Annotated in this window: 17 protein-coding genes and 1 pseudogene; 7 read left to right on the forward strand and 11 right to left on the reverse strand. The window is 32.6% G+C overall.

The features are described 5' to 3' along the window. A pseudogene (locus tag WBN21_RS02020) lies at positions 1-854 on the forward strand (DNA primase); the annotation flags it as partial. Positions 855-858: 4 nt separating this feature from the next. Here the strand turns inward: WBN21_RS02020 and WBN21_RS02025 are convergent. Both WBN21_RS02025 and nadE read right to left on the reverse strand, forming a co-directional pair. Next, positions 859-1,488, reverse strand: coding sequence for a response regulator (locus WBN21_RS02025; RefSeq protein ID WP_424197637.1), 630 nt, complete (start codon positions 1,486-1,488; stop codon positions 859-861). 95 nt (positions 1,489-1,583) lie between these two features. Then, positions 1,584-2,372, reverse strand: a complete 789-nt coding sequence (gene nadE, locus WBN21_RS02030) for an NAD(+) synthase (protein ID WP_424197638.1) — start codon at positions 2,370-2,372, stop codon at positions 1,584-1,586. 92 nt (positions 2,373-2,464) lie between these two features. On the opposite strand from nadE, the gene gldB reads away from it, so the two are divergent. After that, the gene (gldB, locus tag WBN21_RS02035; protein WP_424197639.1) at positions 2,465-3,427 is read left to right on the forward strand and encodes a gliding motility lipoprotein GldB; all 963 of its coding nucleotides are present in this window, start codon (positions 2,465-2,467) and stop codon (positions 3,425-3,427) included. Then, a complete protein-coding gene (gene gldC / locus WBN21_RS02040; RefSeq protein WP_424197640.1) occupies positions 3,427-3,762 on the forward strand; it encodes a gliding motility protein GldC in 336 nt (111 codons plus the stop codon). The genes gldB and gldC overlap by 1 nt, the downstream gene beginning before the upstream one ends. A 6-nt stretch (positions 3,763-3,768) precedes the next feature. On the opposite strand, the gene WBN21_RS02045 is transcribed toward gldC, so the two are convergent. From WBN21_RS02045 to WBN21_RS02085, 9 genes are all read right to left on the reverse strand, one after another. Beyond that, a complete protein-coding gene (locus WBN21_RS02045) occupies positions 3,769-4,245 on the reverse strand; it encodes a hypothetical protein (protein WP_424197641.1) in 477 nt (158 codons plus the stop codon). A 121-nt stretch (positions 4,246-4,366) separates the two neighbouring features. Next, positions 4,367-4,993 carry a peptide deformylase gene (gene def, locus WBN21_RS02050; protein ID WP_424197642.1) on the reverse strand — a complete coding sequence of 209 codons (627 nt, stop codon included), beginning with the start codon at positions 4,991-4,993 and terminating at the stop codon, positions 4,367-4,369. A gap of 30 nt (positions 4,994-5,023) precedes the next feature. After that, positions 5,024-6,301, reverse strand: a complete 1,278-nt coding sequence (gene rodA, locus WBN21_RS02055) for a rod shape-determining protein RodA (protein WP_424197643.1) — start codon at positions 6,299-6,301, stop codon at positions 5,024-5,026. Next, complete coding sequence (mrdA, locus tag WBN21_RS02060) at positions 6,301-8,238, reverse strand: penicillin-binding protein 2 (protein ID WP_424197644.1); 1,938 nt, start codon at positions 8,236-8,238, stop codon at positions 6,301-6,303. The genes rodA and mrdA overlap by 1 nt, the downstream gene beginning before the upstream one ends. Then, entirely contained in the window at positions 8,235-8,741 is a 507-nt protein-coding gene (locus tag WBN21_RS02065; protein WP_424197645.1) for a rod shape-determining protein MreD, read from the reverse strand. Before WBN21_RS02065 ends, mrdA begins: the two co-directional genes overlap by 4 nt. Then, complete coding sequence (gene mreC, locus WBN21_RS02070; RefSeq protein WP_424197646.1) at positions 8,742-9,557, reverse strand: rod shape-determining protein MreC; 816 nt, start codon at positions 9,555-9,557, stop codon at positions 8,742-8,744. It lies immediately after the preceding gene. A gap of 22 nt (positions 9,558-9,579) precedes the next feature. Beyond that, positions 9,580-10,608: a rod shape-determining protein gene (locus tag WBN21_RS02075; RefSeq protein WP_019388210.1), complete on the reverse strand. Its 1,029-nt coding sequence runs from the start codon at positions 10,606-10,608 to the stop codon at positions 9,580-9,582. Positions 10,609-10,771: 163 nt separating this feature from the next. Further along, on the reverse strand, positions 10,772-12,304 hold the full coding sequence (gene purH, locus WBN21_RS02080) for a bifunctional phosphoribosylaminoimidazolecarboxamide formyltransferase/IMP cyclohydrolase (protein ID WP_424197647.1): 1,533 nt from the start codon (positions 12,302-12,304) through the stop codon (positions 10,772-10,774). 194 nt (positions 12,305-12,498) lie between these two features. Further along, positions 12,499-12,954, reverse strand: coding sequence for a GAF domain-containing protein (locus WBN21_RS02085; protein WP_424197648.1), 456 nt, complete (start codon positions 12,952-12,954; stop codon positions 12,499-12,501). A gap of 70 nt (positions 12,955-13,024) precedes the next feature. On the opposite strand from WBN21_RS02085, the gene xrtF reads away from it, so the two are divergent. The 4 genes from xrtF to WBN21_RS02105 form a co-directional block, all read left to right on the forward strand. Beyond that, positions 13,025-13,576, forward strand: coding sequence for an exosortase family protein XrtF (xrtF, locus tag WBN21_RS02090; RefSeq protein ID WP_424197649.1), 552 nt, complete (start codon positions 13,025-13,027; stop codon positions 13,574-13,576). After that, the gene (locus WBN21_RS02095; protein WP_424197650.1) at positions 13,569-13,997 is read left to right on the forward strand and encodes an exosortase F system-associated membrane protein; all 429 of its coding nucleotides are present in this window, start codon (positions 13,569-13,571) and stop codon (positions 13,995-13,997) included. Before xrtF ends, WBN21_RS02095 begins: the two co-directional genes overlap by 8 nt. A 58-nt stretch (positions 13,998-14,055) precedes the next feature. Then, positions 14,056-14,472: an HYC_CC_PP family protein gene (locus WBN21_RS02100; protein ID WP_424197651.1), complete on the forward strand. Its 417-nt coding sequence runs from the start codon at positions 14,056-14,058 to the stop codon at positions 14,470-14,472. Between the two features lie 111 nt (positions 14,473-14,583). Then, a partial coding sequence (locus WBN21_RS02105) for an efflux RND transporter permease subunit (protein WP_424197652.1) occupies positions 14,584-14,927 on the forward strand: 344 nt, incomplete at its 3' end.

Genomic DNA, 14,927 nt, shown 5'->3' on the forward strand with positions numbered 1-14,927 from the left:
TTAACGCATCCATTTTGTTTGAGGATTCAAAAAATGATCCAATTAAAAAAGCTGAAACCGTTAGGGACATTGTAAATAGTATTTCTAAAATTCCCGATCGTATTAAAAAAGAAATTTATATTCAGGAATGTGCTAGAATTATGGATATAAGTGAGGAAGTACTATTTAGTACTTTGGCTCAAATCAATAAAAAGGAATCTCAAGAAGAAAACAAAAATTATAGAACAGAACAAAAGGCTTTTGAAGTAATTAGGCATCAGCAACCTGTTGAAAAAGTGAATGTTCAATATGTTTTGGAACGTAAAATAATTGAAATCTTATTGCTTTACGGAAATAAAACTGAGAATTTTGAGGATTTAGTTTTAAAGGAAAATGAGAAGGGCGATCTGGTTTTAGAACCTGTAATTCATGAAGCCAAAGTATTCGAAAAAGTGTTTTTGGACCTACAAGATGATGAAATGCAGTTTACAAACGAACATTTTAAAACGTTGTATTACACGATTATTGATCGTTTAAATCAAGATCAAAAATTTGAATTAAAAACTTTTGTAAATTCAGTTGACCAAGATATGGCTAATGAAATTACAACTATTTTGATGGAAGATGAACGCTATGCGTTAGACGATTGGAATAGAATGAATATTTTTCCCAAAGAAAAATTACATTCCATAGCACAATTAGTAAGCGAAACTATTTTAAGCTTGCGTTGTTTTTTAATTGACCAAAAGGTGAAAGAATTCCAACAGGAAACACTACAAAACAAAATAGACTCGAATAGAAATATACTTGAAGAAGTAAAAGACTATTCGGGTCTAAAAATGTTATTGTCTAGAAAACTAAACAGAGTACTATAAATTCCTATACTTGTTGACTAAGTTTAGCCTGATTTACTAAATCTACTAAATTAGTAACTTTTAGTTTTCTCATAAGTCTAGCTTTGTATGTACTAACGGTTTTTTCGTTAATATCTAGCTCTTTAGAAATTTCTTTGTTTTTTCTACCAATGGTAAGAAGTTTTAATACTTCTGACTCTCTTGTAGAAAGCTTTTTGTAAAAATTACCGCCTTTATTCACTCTAGTGCCAAAAGCAAGTTGCTGAGTTAAATCATTACTTAAATGAATGCCACCATCATAAACTTTGGTAACGGCCTCACTAATAGTAATAACATTCTCAGATTTGTTTATGAAACCTGCAGCGCCAGCTTTAATAGCGTTAATGGCATAAACTTCTTCTGGTTGTGCACTAAGAATAATGGTTTTAATGTCTGGGAAATCATTTTTTAAATAACGTAATACCGTTAATCCATTTAATTTTGGAAAATCGGCTTCGGTTAAAATGACATCGACAGGATTTTTCTTTACAAAATCTAAGATGGCTTCGCCATCGTTAACACTTCCAACAACTTTAATGTTGGGTGATGCTGAAAAAAGAACTTCAAGTCCCTTTCTCGTAATAGGGTGGTTGTCTGCTACTAATAATTTTATCATAATATAAGCTTTTTTAAAAACTATTTTGAGAAATAGTTAGGTTGAGAGAATAAGCTTGTGGTAAAAGTAAGGCTTTTTTATACAATCTGCAATAGTTAAAGTAAATTGCTAGGAATTTCGCAAATTGGAATAGGAATCATCTTGTGTTTGTTATTGTTGTTATAACGTTTGTAGATTTTAAACACCTCTTGCTCTCTTCCCGTAAAATTTTCAGGCTTTTTGCCTTCATCATCCATTTTCATTGCCCATTCTAATTCTGGGTACGACGCACCAATTTGGTCCTCATCACTTCTGGCATCTCCAAATAAGCCATCACTTGGTGATGCTTTCATAATAGATTTAGGAACTTTTAAGTACTCACCAATTTTATAAACTTCAGACTTCATCAAATCTGCAATTGGGCTTAAATCTACGCCGCCATCACCATATTTTGTGTAAAAGCCAACGCCAAAGTCTTCCACTTTATTTCCTGTTCCTGCTACTAATAATCCGTAAAGTCCAGCATAGTAGTAAAGGGTCGTCATTCGTAATCTGGCTCTAGTATTAGCTAAGGCCATATCAATGGTGGCCTGGTCGCCATCCATAAATATTTCAGTTTTAAATTCCTCAAAAACAGGTGTTAAATCAGCACGCGTTTCATCAACATTATCAAATCGCTTTTTAAGTTGTGCTATATGTTCATGAGCTCTACTTACATGACTCTCTGCTTGATGAATGGGCATTTCTACGCACAAAATGCTAAGCCCTGTTTTAGCACAAAGGGTTGAGGTTACGGCAGAATCAATACCTCCTGAAACCCCAACTACAAAACCTTTAACTCCAGCTTTTGTAGCATAATCTTTTAGCCAATTTACAATATGATTTACAACTTTTTCTGTCTGCATTTTAAATGAATTTATATGTAATAATAGTACCTTTGCAAACAAAAATAAACCTTACGTTCAATTTATAAAAATTTATGTCGTTTAAGTTTTCAATGAAATACATTTTAATTTTTTTATATGTTGCAATGGTTGTTGTTTCCTGTAAAAACGAAAACGCACTAGAAACAGAAATAACTAAAATAAATACGGATTTAAAAGTTGAACGTTTTGACAAGCTTTTTGCAAAAGTTTCTTCAGACGGGTTGCCAGATTTAAAAACAGCTTATCCTTTTATGTTTTCTGAAAAATTTCCAGATTCATTTTGGTTGGCTAAAAAGGCAGATACTTTACAAATTCAATTGTTTAATGAAGTAGATAAAGAGTTTTCAGATTTTGAAAGTACTGAAACTGAAATTGAATCTCTATTCAATCATTTAAAATATTATTTCCCCGAGTTTAATCCGCCGCGAATTATTACAACTACCAACGATGTTGATTATAGAAACAAGGTCATTGTAACCGATACCATTGCATTAATAGCTTTAGATTCTTATTTAGGAGCTGAACATGAATTTTACGGAAACATTGCCAATTATATAAAAGCTAATTTTAATAAAGATCAAATTGTGGTTGATTTAGCGAATGAGTATGCCATAAAAAACACCTATCATCCCGCACGAAAAACCTTGTTGGATGAAATGATTTATTATGGAAAACTACTTTACTTTAAAGATAAAATGTTGCCTTTTAAAACTGAGGCAGAGCGCATTGGCTATACCGAATCACAATTGAATTGGGCTATAGCTAATGAAAGTTATATATGGCGCTTTTTCGTAAGTAGAGAATTACTATTTAGTACCGATACAAAATTACCTCGACGATTCATAAATCCTGCACCATTTTCTAAGTTTTATCTTGAGGAAATAGATGCTGATTCTCCAGGGCGATTAGGCCAATATATTGGTTGGCAAATTGTAAGAGCCTATATGGCTCAAAATGATATTCCTTTAAAGGAAATGTTAATGAAAAGTACTGAAGATATTTTTAATAATTCAAAGTTTAAACCACGTAAATAATGGCAGATAATAGGACTTCTAAAATAGAACTTAATGTTGAATTAGATGAGAACCGCGTTCCGGAAAAATTACGTTGGACTGCACAAGATGGCGGTATAACCAATGAAGAAGCCAAAGCTATGATGCTTGCTGTATGGGATGCTAAAACACAAGAGACGTTGAGAATAGATTTATGGACAAAAGATATGCCTGTAGATGAAATGAAAGTGTTTTTTCATCAAACCTTAGTGGCCATGAGCGATACTTTTCAAAGAGCAACTCAGGATGATAAAATGAGTGCTACAATGAAAGATTTCTGCGATTATTTTGCCGAGAAACTAGATTTGAAAAAGTAATAATTTTCAAAAATTCATTGATAAGCCAAAACCACTATCATTGGCTATAATTTTGAATTCTGGCTTAAAAGTGTTGCTTGATGTTGCATTAAAGGATGCGTTATAAAGCTCGACCGCTTGATTAATCTTTTTATTAGAACTTGATGAAATAGGTATTGCAATTGCTATAAGTCCAGCTCCAATGCCAGCCATAGTCCAATTAGCCTCGCCACCACCCAATGAATTTCCTAGTGTCCAGCCTACTAAACCGCCACCTACAAACCCTAAAACGGCAGAAAAACTACGGTTAGTTCTTCCTTTTTTTATTAACTCGAAAGCATCTGTGTTTGATTCCATAATAGATGCTAAATCTCCAATGGATATCAGTTTATCATTATGGGTATATTTATAACCTCCAAATACTTTTTCGGTTTCAATTTTCTGTGCGTTACAAAAGGGTGCTATTGATAATGCAATAACTAAGATTAAAATGTAATTTTTCATTATGAGTATGTTTAGCTTAAGTTTAGAATTGGAATTAATATCTTATGATTTAACAAATATAGAGATTATCATTATTTTTTTAATGCGTTAAACAATTTTCTATTGAGTTAATTATAATTAATTATGGATTGGTTTCTTTTAAATCTTTCTGTAAATGGTCTAAATACAAAATGCCATTTAAATGATCTATTTCGTGCTGAAAAACAACCGATGTAAATCCCGTTATCGTTTCTGTTTTGTGTTCAGCATTCATAGTGTCATATTCGATAGTAATTGAAAACGATCGGCTACTTAAAGTTTCCATTCTATCAGGAATTGATAAACAACCTTCCTTTAGGGTTTGTTTTTCTTCTGAATAAGTATTTATTTTCGGATTAAAATACACTTCAAACGGTAAGTTGTCTTTATCAAATCGTTGTACCCAAATAATATTTTTTAAAATGCCAACTTGTGGTGCTGCAATGCCAACGCCCATAGAAAGGCTGTCTGTTACCGTAGCATATAACCGCTTCACAAAATTCTGTAAAACCGGATCTTTAGGATTTGGATTGATGTAGCCGCTATTAGTTCTAAGTAAAAGAGAATCCTTCAGGTTATTAATCTTATAAACGCGCATAGGTTTTAAACTGTCTGCATTCATAATTAAGATGACTTCTTCAGAAGAAAAAGACTGTTTTATAACATTTTTTGAGCTAGAACACCCAATAATAAAAATCAGAACAAAAATTAAGAATAAATTATTTTTCATCCGAGTGAGATAATTAAAAGCCGATTATCGCTACCATTCGTTTATTTTGTTTGAGTCTAACTTCACAAAAATAAAAATAAGAATAGTGAAAGCCCAAAGACCAGAACCACCGTAACTAAACATGGGTAACGGAATACCAATGGTAGGAATTAGACCCATTACCATACCTATATTAATAAAAAAGTGAATGAATATAATAGCTGCTACGCCATAGCCATAAACCCTACTAAATTGCGATTTTTGTAATTCTGCTAAGTGCAAAATGCGCAATAAAAGCAATACGAATAACACAACCACAAAAGCACTTCCTAAAAACCCCCATTCTTCACCAACGGTACTAAAAATATAATCGGTGTGTTGTTCTGGTACAAATTTTCCTGTAGTTCGAGTACCTTCCATAAATCCTCTTCCTGTTAGACCTCCAGAACTAATCGCTTTTTCAGATTCATTGAGGTTATATGCAAAAGTACGTTTCATTTGCTCTAATTTATCCGGGTCTTTTTCCAAACGTAACCAAAGACTAATTCGGTCTTGTTGATGCGGTTTTAAAATACTCTGATAAAAGAATTTTACGCCAAAAGAAACTGCAATGGCCATAATCAGTATTAAAACCGATTGAAAAATTCGTAGCTTTTTTTTATTTAAAAAATGAAAACTAGCCACAAATATTAAAGCAATAAAAGCGGTTATTCCAGCTCCGAATTTTAACGATAGAACTGAAAGTAAAATCATAGAAATACCTATAGTCAAATAATATTTAGGTAACCCTTCACGATACAAAACAAAAAAGAAGGCGCCATAAACAATGGTACTACCAGTATCATTTTGAAGTAGCACCAAAATAGCTGGAATGATAATGATTACAAAGGTTCGAATTTGATCTTTGAGCGTGTTGATATTCGTATTTAAATCGCTCACATATTTGGCTACAGCAAGTGCTGTGGCGGTTTTTGCAAATTCGCTGGGTTGTAAAGTCATGCCGCCAATGGCATACCATGATGTAGCACCGTTTACATTTTTTCCAAAAATAAATAGCCCAACTAACGAGAGCATGGAAACTATATAAATGACACTTGAAAACCGTTCGTAAAACTTGGCATCAACAGCCAGTAAAAGAATGATTAAACCGAAGGTTAAAAAAATAAAAATGAGTTGTTTACCGAAAGGTTGAGATAAGTCGAAATAATTTATGTCTGTTCCAGTATGGGAGGCTGATAGAATATTTAGCCAGCCAAAACCTACTAGAAGAAAGAAAAGAATAATGGTAATCCAATCGAATTTAAAATGCCTGTTGGTATCTCTAACCATCAATTATCAGTTTTATTAATTCGATTTAATTTCTTTTTTAAACTATAATATTCTTGGTCTTCAACAATTTGTAAAGTCGTATAACCATTAATTTTAAAAGGCTCTCCTGAATACGGTTTAGCGTACTCGTTTTCTAAGCTATGTTTTAAAAGCCATTCCTCCAAGTCTTTTCTGGTTGTGTGGCCTTTTATGTGTTTTTCAATCATTAAACTCGCTATTCTACCTGCAAATCTGCTTCCCCAATAGCCGTTTTCAACAAAAACAGCTATGGCTATTTTAGGGTTGTCTTTTGGTGCAAAAGCCACAAAAATGGAATGGTCAGTTAACTGCGTTTTTAAACTATCTATTTTAACAAAGTTTTCAACGGTACCTGTTTTTCCGCAAATATCAATGTCTTTTACTTGTAAAGATGCTGCAGTTCCTTTTTTATAAACTTGAAACATGCCTTCAATTACAGGGTCAAAATTCGCTTTATCAATGGTTGTGTGTTTTGGTTTAGTAAATTGCTCGGGCAACGTTTCACCTTCAATATTTTTTATAATATGAGGTGTAAAATAATGTCCTCTGTTAGCTATAGCAGCCACCATGTTTGCTAATTGAATTGGTGTAGTGGCAACTTCTCCTTGCCCAATAGCATTTGAGATTGTGTAAGTAGAATAAAATGTTTTTGGATAAATACGTTTGTAATACTCTCTATCTGGAATTCTTCCTTTTTGCCCAACTTTTAAATCGTAACCTAAAAAGTTTCCTAATCCAAAACTTTTAGCATGTTTACTCCAGGCATCAATCCCGTCAGAAGCACTCCCGTTTTTGTCTAATATTTTTCTATATGTGGTTGCGAAATAAGCATTGCAAGAGCGCTGAATACCGCTAATCATATCGTTTCTTGTGCCTCTATTACAATGGCATTTCATAAATCGATTACCATATTTATAGCCTGCATAACATGTAACGGTTTCTTCTGGTGTCAGCACATCCTCTTGAAGTGCGATTAATGCATTCATTAATTTAAACGGCGAACCAGGTTCATAAACGCCTTGTAAACTTCTATTAAAAAGGGGTTTTGCGATAGAATCATTGTATAGCTTTGTGAAGTTTTTGGAACGATCTCTACCTACCAGAATATTAGGGTTGTAAGTTGGACCCGCCACCATTGCTAATATTTCGCCAGTTGCTGGTTCAATAGCTATCACACCGCCACGTTTATTTTCCATAAGTAATTCACCATAGGCTTGAAGTTGCGCATCAATAGTTATGGTAATGTCTTTACCTTGTTCCGGAATGGTATCAAACTTACCTCCTTTATATGGACCTATATTTTTATTAAATCTATCTTTTTGAATAAATTTTTTGCCTTTTATACCTCTAAGTGTCTTTTCGTAAGACGCTTCTACACCTTGTTTACCTTTTAAATCGCCCATTTTATAATATGGGTCTCTTCTTATGTCACCATTATTAACTTCGCCAATGTCACCTAAAACATTTGCCCCAATGGTGGTTTCGTAATGTCTTAAGGACCGTTTTTGAATATAAAACCCTTGAAACTTTCGCATTTTTTCCTGTAACACAGCATAATCTTCTTTGGATAAGTGTGATACAAAAACAGATGGTAGTCGCGGTGAGTAGCGTCTAGTCCTTTCGTACTTTTTGATAAATTGAGCTTTATCAATTTTTAATAAGGTGCAAAATTCCAATGTGTCCAATGGTTCAACTTCTCGAGGGATAACCATCACATCATAAGAGGGTTGATTGGCTACTAGTAATTCACCATTTCTATCATAAACAAAGCCACGTTTAGGGTAATCGTATACCTTTCTTATGGCATTGTCTTCATCTAAATTATGTCCGCTAGAATTATAAACCTGAAGGTAAAATAACCTTGAAATAAATAATATGCCAACAGCAATTACAGAAATGAAGAGTAAAAATTGTCTCATTTAGATTTCCGACTAAAAATTATGGTAACAATAACAATTAATAAAATAGTGAATATACTTGAGAATAACGTTTTTTGAAGGATTAAAAGTATTTTTGAAATGCTAAATATTTCTAAAGAAAATAAAACAAAATGATGAATAACCGTAAGAAGTGAAAAATAAGTGAGTTTTGATCCAAATTCAACGGAACTAAATCTAATGGTTTGATGCTCGTAAATCATTCCGAATGACGATTTTAAAATCACGGGTCTAATGTAAGCAATAAATACGCAGGCACCAGCGTGGATACCGCCTGTGTCTAAAAACATATCGATAGTTATACCAAGTAAAAAACTTAAAAATATTAATACAATACGATTGTTTTTAACCGGAAATAATGCAATAAAAAGAATATATAAGTATGGGTTAATATACCCTAATAAATTTATATGATTAAGTATTAAAACTTGAACAAACACTAAGGCTATAAATCGGATGGTATGTACAGAAAAAATACTATTCATTTAATTGCCTCTTAATAGATTAGTAATTTCATCTTTGTTTACATTTTCAATAATATAAACGTGCTCAATACTGGTCATGTCATTAAAAAGCCTCACGTTGATTTCATAATAATTCTCTGCCTGATCAAGATTGAAATTTTCAATAACTCCAATGGGTACACCCTTTGGGAAAATAAAAGATTGGCCAGAGGTAATAATGGTATCACCAATTTGAACAGGTGCTATTTTAGGAATATCGGTAAGTTGGGTAAATTTAGAATCGTTGCCATCCCATTTTAACGAGCCTAAATGGTTTGTTTTTTTTAATTGTGCACTTATGCTTGTTGTAGCATTCAAAATTGATATTACCGTTGCGTAGTTACTACTTGTTTTGTCAATAATGCCTATAATTCCTTTTGAAGAAATAACACCAAAATCTTGTTTAATACTGTCATTCCTGCCTTTATTAACCGTTAAAATATTATTGTTTAAGGAATAACTGTTTTTTATAACATTGGCACTAAAAAATCGATAGGCATTTCTAAAAGTTACACTATCTATAAAAATAGAATCGGTTCCTATTTCAGAATTACTTAAAAGTGATCGTAGATTTTTGTTTTCTTCTGAAAGTAGCTGATTTTGAGACTTTAGGTTGAAATAACTACTAATATTATTTACAGAATTGTAAACACCACCAGTTAAAAAATTAGCCGAATTTATAAACTTACTTTTATGATAGGTATGAGTTTGAATAGTAAATAAAAGGGAAAAACCAAACAGCAACAAGAACAACAAAAAGTTTTTGTTTCTTATTAAAAAGTTAATAATTTGTTGCATGGTTATAGGCCTATTTAATGCTCTATTTTATCAGTACACTTTTATATTTAGGTAAATTTTTAAGTGTAATTCCAGTTCCTCTAACGACTGCGCGTAAAGGGTCTTCGGCAATATAAACAGGTAAATCTGTTTTTTGAGATAAGCGTTTGTCTAAACCACGTAACATGGATCCACCACCAGCTAAATAAATACCTGTATTGTAAATATCGGCAGCTAATTCTGGAGGTGTTTGAGATAAAGTTTCCATTACAGCATCCTCAATACGAAGTATAGATTTATCTAAGGCTTTTGCAATTTCTCTGTATGAAATAGATACTTGTTTTGGCTTTCCTGTTAACAAATCACGTCCTTGAACACTCATATCTTCAGGAGGTAATTCTAAATCTTCAGTAGCAGCACCAATTTGAATTTTTATTTTTTCAGCAGTACGTTCTCCTACATAAAGGTTGTGTTGCGTACGCATGTAATATACGATATCGTTGGTGAAAACATCACCAGCAATTTTAACAGATTTGTCACAAACAATTCCACCTAATGCAATTACAGCAATTTCAGTAGTACCGCCACCTATATCTACCACCATATTTCCTTTAGGTTGCATAATGTCAACACCAATACCGATAGCTGCAGCCATAGGCTCGTGAATTAAATAAACTTCTTTACCATTAACACGTTCTGCACTTTCCTTTACCGCACGCATTTCAACTTCTGTAATCCCTGATGGAATACAAATAACCATACGAAGTGCAGGTGTAAAAAATTTCTTTTTTAAAGCAGGGATGTTTTTAATAAACATACTTATCATTTGCTCTGAAGCATCAAAATCTGCAATTACGCCATCTTTGAGAGGTCGAATGGTTTTAATATTTTCATGGGTTTTACCTTGCATTAAACTGGCTTCTTGGCCAACTGCAATTATTTTACCAGAAATCCTGTCGCGAGCTACTATCGAAGGTGCATCAACAACAACTTTATCATTGTGAATTATAAGTGTATTTGCAGTTCCTAAATCTATTGCAATTTCTTCAGTTAAGAAATCAAAAAATCCCATGTGCTATTGTAAATTAAAGTGGTTTAAAATCAAATCCCGTAAATGTAATAAAAGTTAATAAATATATGACTTTTAAGAGATTCAATTTCATAATTAGGCTAATGTAACCTAGATTTATACGTTTTTTGTCGGTTTTTAGACTTAAAAGCTTTTAAAAATACTTTTAATGTTTAAAATGACGCGTTCCAGTCATAACCATTGCAACGCCATTTTCGTTACAATAATCAATGCTTAATTGATCTTTTATTGATCCTCCAGGTTGAATTACGGCAGCAACACCAGCATTCTTAGCTATTTCTACACAATCTGGAAACGGAAAGAAAGCATCACTTGCCATAACCGCTCCATTTAAATCAAATTTAAAAGTTCCGGCTTTATGAATGGCTTGCTCCAAGGCATCAACACGACTGGTTTGTCCTGTTCCGCTAGCGCATAATTGTTTGTTTTTTGCTATAACAATAGTGTTCGATTTGGTATGCTTGCAAATTTTTGAAGCAAAAATTAAATCATCTATTTGTGCTTGTGTAGGCGCTGTAGTTGTTACCTTCTTTAAATCTTCAACTTTATCAGTAATATTGTTTCTATCTTGCACTAAAACACCGTTTAAACAGCTTCTCACGTTTGTTTTAGGCATCTCAATTTCATGAATCACTAATAATATTCTATTCTTCTTACCTTTTAATATCTCTAACGCTTCCGCCGAAAAAGAAGGTGCAATAACTACCTCACAGAATAATTTATGAATTTCTTCAGCAGTAGCTTTATCAATTTCTTTATTACTAATTAAAACACCACCAAAAGCTGAAACAGGGTCGCCTGCTAAAGCATCAACATAGGCTTTGTGTAAGGTATCACGCTGAGCTAAACCACAGGCATTGTTGTGTTTTAAAATGGCAAACGTTGGTGCGTCGTTTTTAAATTCTAACATTAAATTAACGGCAGCATCAACATCTAAAAGGTTATTATAGCTTAACTCTTTACCGTGAAGCTTTGTGAATAATTCATCAAAATCTCCAAAGAAAAACCCTTTTTGGTGAGGGTTTTCGCCATAACGCAATACTTTCCCGTTTGTTTCGCTAATTTTTAAAACTGCTTCATCATGGTTTTTGTTGAAGTAATTGAAAATTGCCGTATCGTAATGTGAAGACACATTAAAAGCTTTTCCAGCAAAACGTCTTCTGTTTTCTTCTGAAATAACACCATTGTTTTCAGAAATTAATTCTAAAAATTCGCCATAATCATCAACTGACGATACACAAATTACATCAGCATAATTTTTGGCAGCAGCACGTATTAGTGAAATACCACCAATATCAATTTTTTCAATAATATCTTGATTACTAGCGCCAGAAGCAACAGTTTTTTCAAAAGGATATAAATCAACAATCACCACATCTAATTGTGGAATATCGTATTCAGCTAATTCAGCAACATCACCTTCATGATTTTGTCTGTTTAAAATTCCACCAAATACTTTTGGATGTAATGTTTTTACACGTCCACCAAGAATAGAAGGGTATGAAGTTACATCTTCAACAGGCACAACTTTAACCCCTAAATCGTTTATAAATTTCTCTGTTCCACCAGTAGAATAAATGGTTACACCTTGTTTGTCTAGTTCTTTTACAATAGGTTCTAAACCGTCCTTACTGAATACTGAAATTAATGCTGATTTAATAGTTTTTTCGTTGCTCATTAGTGTTTTGTTACGTGTTCGAAAATGAAATTTTGCGGTTGTTTTTCAGGGTTTTAAGCTGATATTTATAAATATTCGCAAAAGTACTTATTTCCTCTAATAAAATAAGCTCAGGATTCTTAAAAAAGGGTGCGATTTTTTAACGAAAACGTGAAGTTGTTAACAAGAAAATGAAAATCCAAAAAAAGAGTTCATTAAAGTAGCGTTGATACTGCTGTACAAACAAACTCCAAAAAGCGTTCATCAGCTTCTGTAAAAGGGTCAGGGGTGTTTGAGTCGATATCTATCTGTCCAATATTTTTACCATTTACAAAAATAGGCACTACAATTTCAGCTTTGACAGTAATACTGCAAGCAATATAATTGTCTTGAGCGGCCACATCTGGCACTACAAAATTTTTATTACTAACTGCTACTTGGCCGCAAATACCTTTTCCAAAAGGAATAACCGTGTGGTCTGTAGGTTCGCCAACATATGGACCTAATAACAATTCTTCTTTTTGGCCATTTCTAAAGTAAAAACCAATCCAATTATAATAATTTACGTGGGTTTCAAGTAATGTACAAATAGCTAAAAGGCGTTCATTAACGGCTTTTTCAGCATTCAAAATAATTGATTCCACTTGGGGTTTTAACGATTCAAAAGTCATCTTATCAGAAAGTTTTGGTAAAAGTATTTAAAAAGGTGTAATTTCGATATCCAGTTTTAATTTTTTTTTTTTGAAATCACTTTTTATAAAATACAAGTCGGTTATAAAATTTATCCTAACATTTTTATTGGTGTATGGCGTGCTTTCTTTTGTGTATAAATTCTATTTGCAATTTTCAGATGGCTCCAAGTTTTATCCTGATTATTTTACGCACCTTGTGTCCATTCAAACGGAAAATGTTTTAAATGCCCTTGGATATAATGCTCAGGTTATTCCGCATCCAAATGAACCATCCATGAAAGTGATTTTAAATGGAGAATTTTTAGCCCGAATTATTGAAGGTTGTAACGGAATAAGCGTTATTATTCTGTTCTTATCGTTCATTGCAGCTTTTTCAGGTAAACTAAAAACAACTTTTTTCTACGTACTTTCTGGAAGTGTTTTAATTTATGCTGTAAACTTAATACGCATTGTTTTGCTAACCGTGGGGTTATACCATTACCCAGAATATGAAGATGTTTTACATACCGTAATTTTCCCTGGAATAATTTACGGCATGGTGTTTTTGCTATGGATTTTTTGGGTGAATCGTTTCTCTAAATTAAACAAGAATCATGAATAAAGTTGTTACATACATACTGCTTTTTGTTTTATTCCTGATGTTGATTTTAATTCGGTTTTATGAGGATGTTTTGTTTTATGACCCATATTTAAACTTCTTTCAAAACGATTATTTATATATTGATAGCCCGAGGCGAGAAATAGCAAAACTAGTCGGTTTTACAACTTTAAGATTTGTGTTAAATACTATAATTTCTTTAGCCATTCTGTATGTAATTTTTAAGGATAAAAGTATCCTTAAATTTTCAAGTATTGTATACAGTATGGCATTTGTAGTTTTAATGTTAGTTTATTTATACTTTGTAATTAACCCTCGGCAAGAAGACTATTATTTGTTTTTTAATATCCGCAGGTTTTTAATTCAGCCTATCATTTTAATTCTTCTATTACCTGCTTTTTATTATCATAAACTTAAAAATTGAATGTTAATCATTTGATAAAGAGGAAAAGTGGTACCTCAAATTTTTGTATTTTTGTACTGTGATAAAAGTTATTTTACATAAAACGTTTTCAGTAAGCTTAGCGTTACTAGTTTTGTTTTCAACAGTATCATTTACTATTGAAAAGCATTATTGTGGGGATACTTTGGTTGAAACGGCCATATTCCAAAAAGCAAAAGGTTGCGGAATGGAAATGGAAAAGATTTCTACTGATACTTGTTCATTCACAAAAAAGAATTGTTGTACTGATGAAAAAATTGCTGTTGAAGGACAAGATGAATTACAACTACAAATTGACAAAATATCGTTCGAACAACAAGTATTCATTGCATCATTTGTTTACACATATATCAACCTATTTGAAGGTTTAGATAATAATGTATCTTCTTACGAAGCATACGAACCACCACTCGTCATAAGGCAACTCTACAAGATTGACGAGACCTATTTAATTTGATTTTTAAACAATAGACTGTGTTATCCTATGACTGTATAATGTCATAAGGATAATTTGCTGTATTCGGTGTTTTCTAAACGCCAATGTCTAACTGTTTAATAATCAAAGCTAATGCTAAATAAAAGCATCAAATTTTTAATAGAAAACAAACTCGTAGCAGTTTTGCTACTCGTCCTTTTTGTTGGATGGGGAACTGTTAACGCACCTTTTAATTGGGACACAGGATTTTTACCTAGCAACCCTGTAGCGGTAGATGCCATTCCAGATATTGGAGAAAATCAACAAATTGTATTCACAAAGTGGGATGGTCGTTCGCCACAAGATATAGAAGACCAAATTACGTATCCTTTAACAACTTCTTTACTTGGTATTCCAGGAGTAAAAACAATTCGTAGTTCTTCTATGTTTGGGTTTTCAAGTATCTATATCATTTTTGAAGAAGATATAGAATTCTA

The sequence above is a fragment of the Algibacter sp. genome (assembly GCF_049667265.1).
GTDB lineage: Bacteria > Bacteroidota > Bacteroidia > Flavobacteriales > Flavobacteriaceae > Algibacter_B.

Coding starts and splice junctions, on each gene's coding strand:
- WBN21_RS02025 (WP_424197637.1), bottom strand. CDS start 1,488: ATGATAAAATTATTAGTAGCAGACAACCACCCTATTACGAGAAAGGGA.
- nadE (WP_424197638.1), bottom strand. CDS start 2,372: ATGCAGACAGAAAAAGTTGTAAATCATATTGTAAATTGGCTAAAAGAT.
- gldB (WP_424197639.1), top strand. CDS start 2,465: ATGAAATACATTTTAATTTTTTTATATGTTGCAATGGTTGTTGTTTCC.
- gldC (WP_424197640.1), top strand. CDS start 3,427: ATGGCAGATAATAGGACTTCTAAAATAGAACTTAATGTTGAATTAGAT.
- WBN21_RS02045 (WP_424197641.1), bottom strand. CDS start 4,245: ATGAAAAATTACATTTTAATCTTAGTTATTGCATTATCAATAGCACCC.
- def (WP_424197642.1), bottom strand. CDS start 4,993: ATGAAAAATAATTTATTCTTAATTTTTGTTCTGATTTTTATTATTGGG.
- rodA (WP_424197643.1), bottom strand. CDS start 6,301: ATGGTTAGAGATACCAACAGGCATTTTAAATTCGATTGGATTACCATT.
- mrdA (WP_424197644.1), bottom strand. CDS start 8,238: ATGAGACAATTTTTACTCTTCATTTCTGTAATTGCTGTTGGCATATTA.
- WBN21_RS02065 (WP_424197645.1), bottom strand. CDS start 8,741: ATGAATAGTATTTTTTCTGTACATACCATCCGATTTATAGCCTTAGTG.
- mreC (WP_424197646.1), bottom strand. CDS start 9,557: ATGCAACAAATTATTAACTTTTTAATAAGAAACAAAAACTTTTTGTTG.
- WBN21_RS02075 (WP_019388210.1), bottom strand. CDS start 10,608: ATGGGATTTTTTGATTTCTTAACTGAAGAAATTGCAATAGATTTAGGA.
- purH (WP_424197647.1), bottom strand. CDS start 12,304: ATGAGCAACGAAAAAACTATTAAATCAGCATTAATTTCAGTATTCAGT.
- WBN21_RS02085 (WP_424197648.1), bottom strand. CDS start 12,954: ATGACTTTTGAATCGTTAAAACCCCAAGTGGAATCAATTATTTTGAAT.
- WBN21_RS02095 (WP_424197650.1), top strand. CDS start 13,569: ATGAATAAAGTTGTTACATACATACTGCTTTTTGTTTTATTCCTGATG.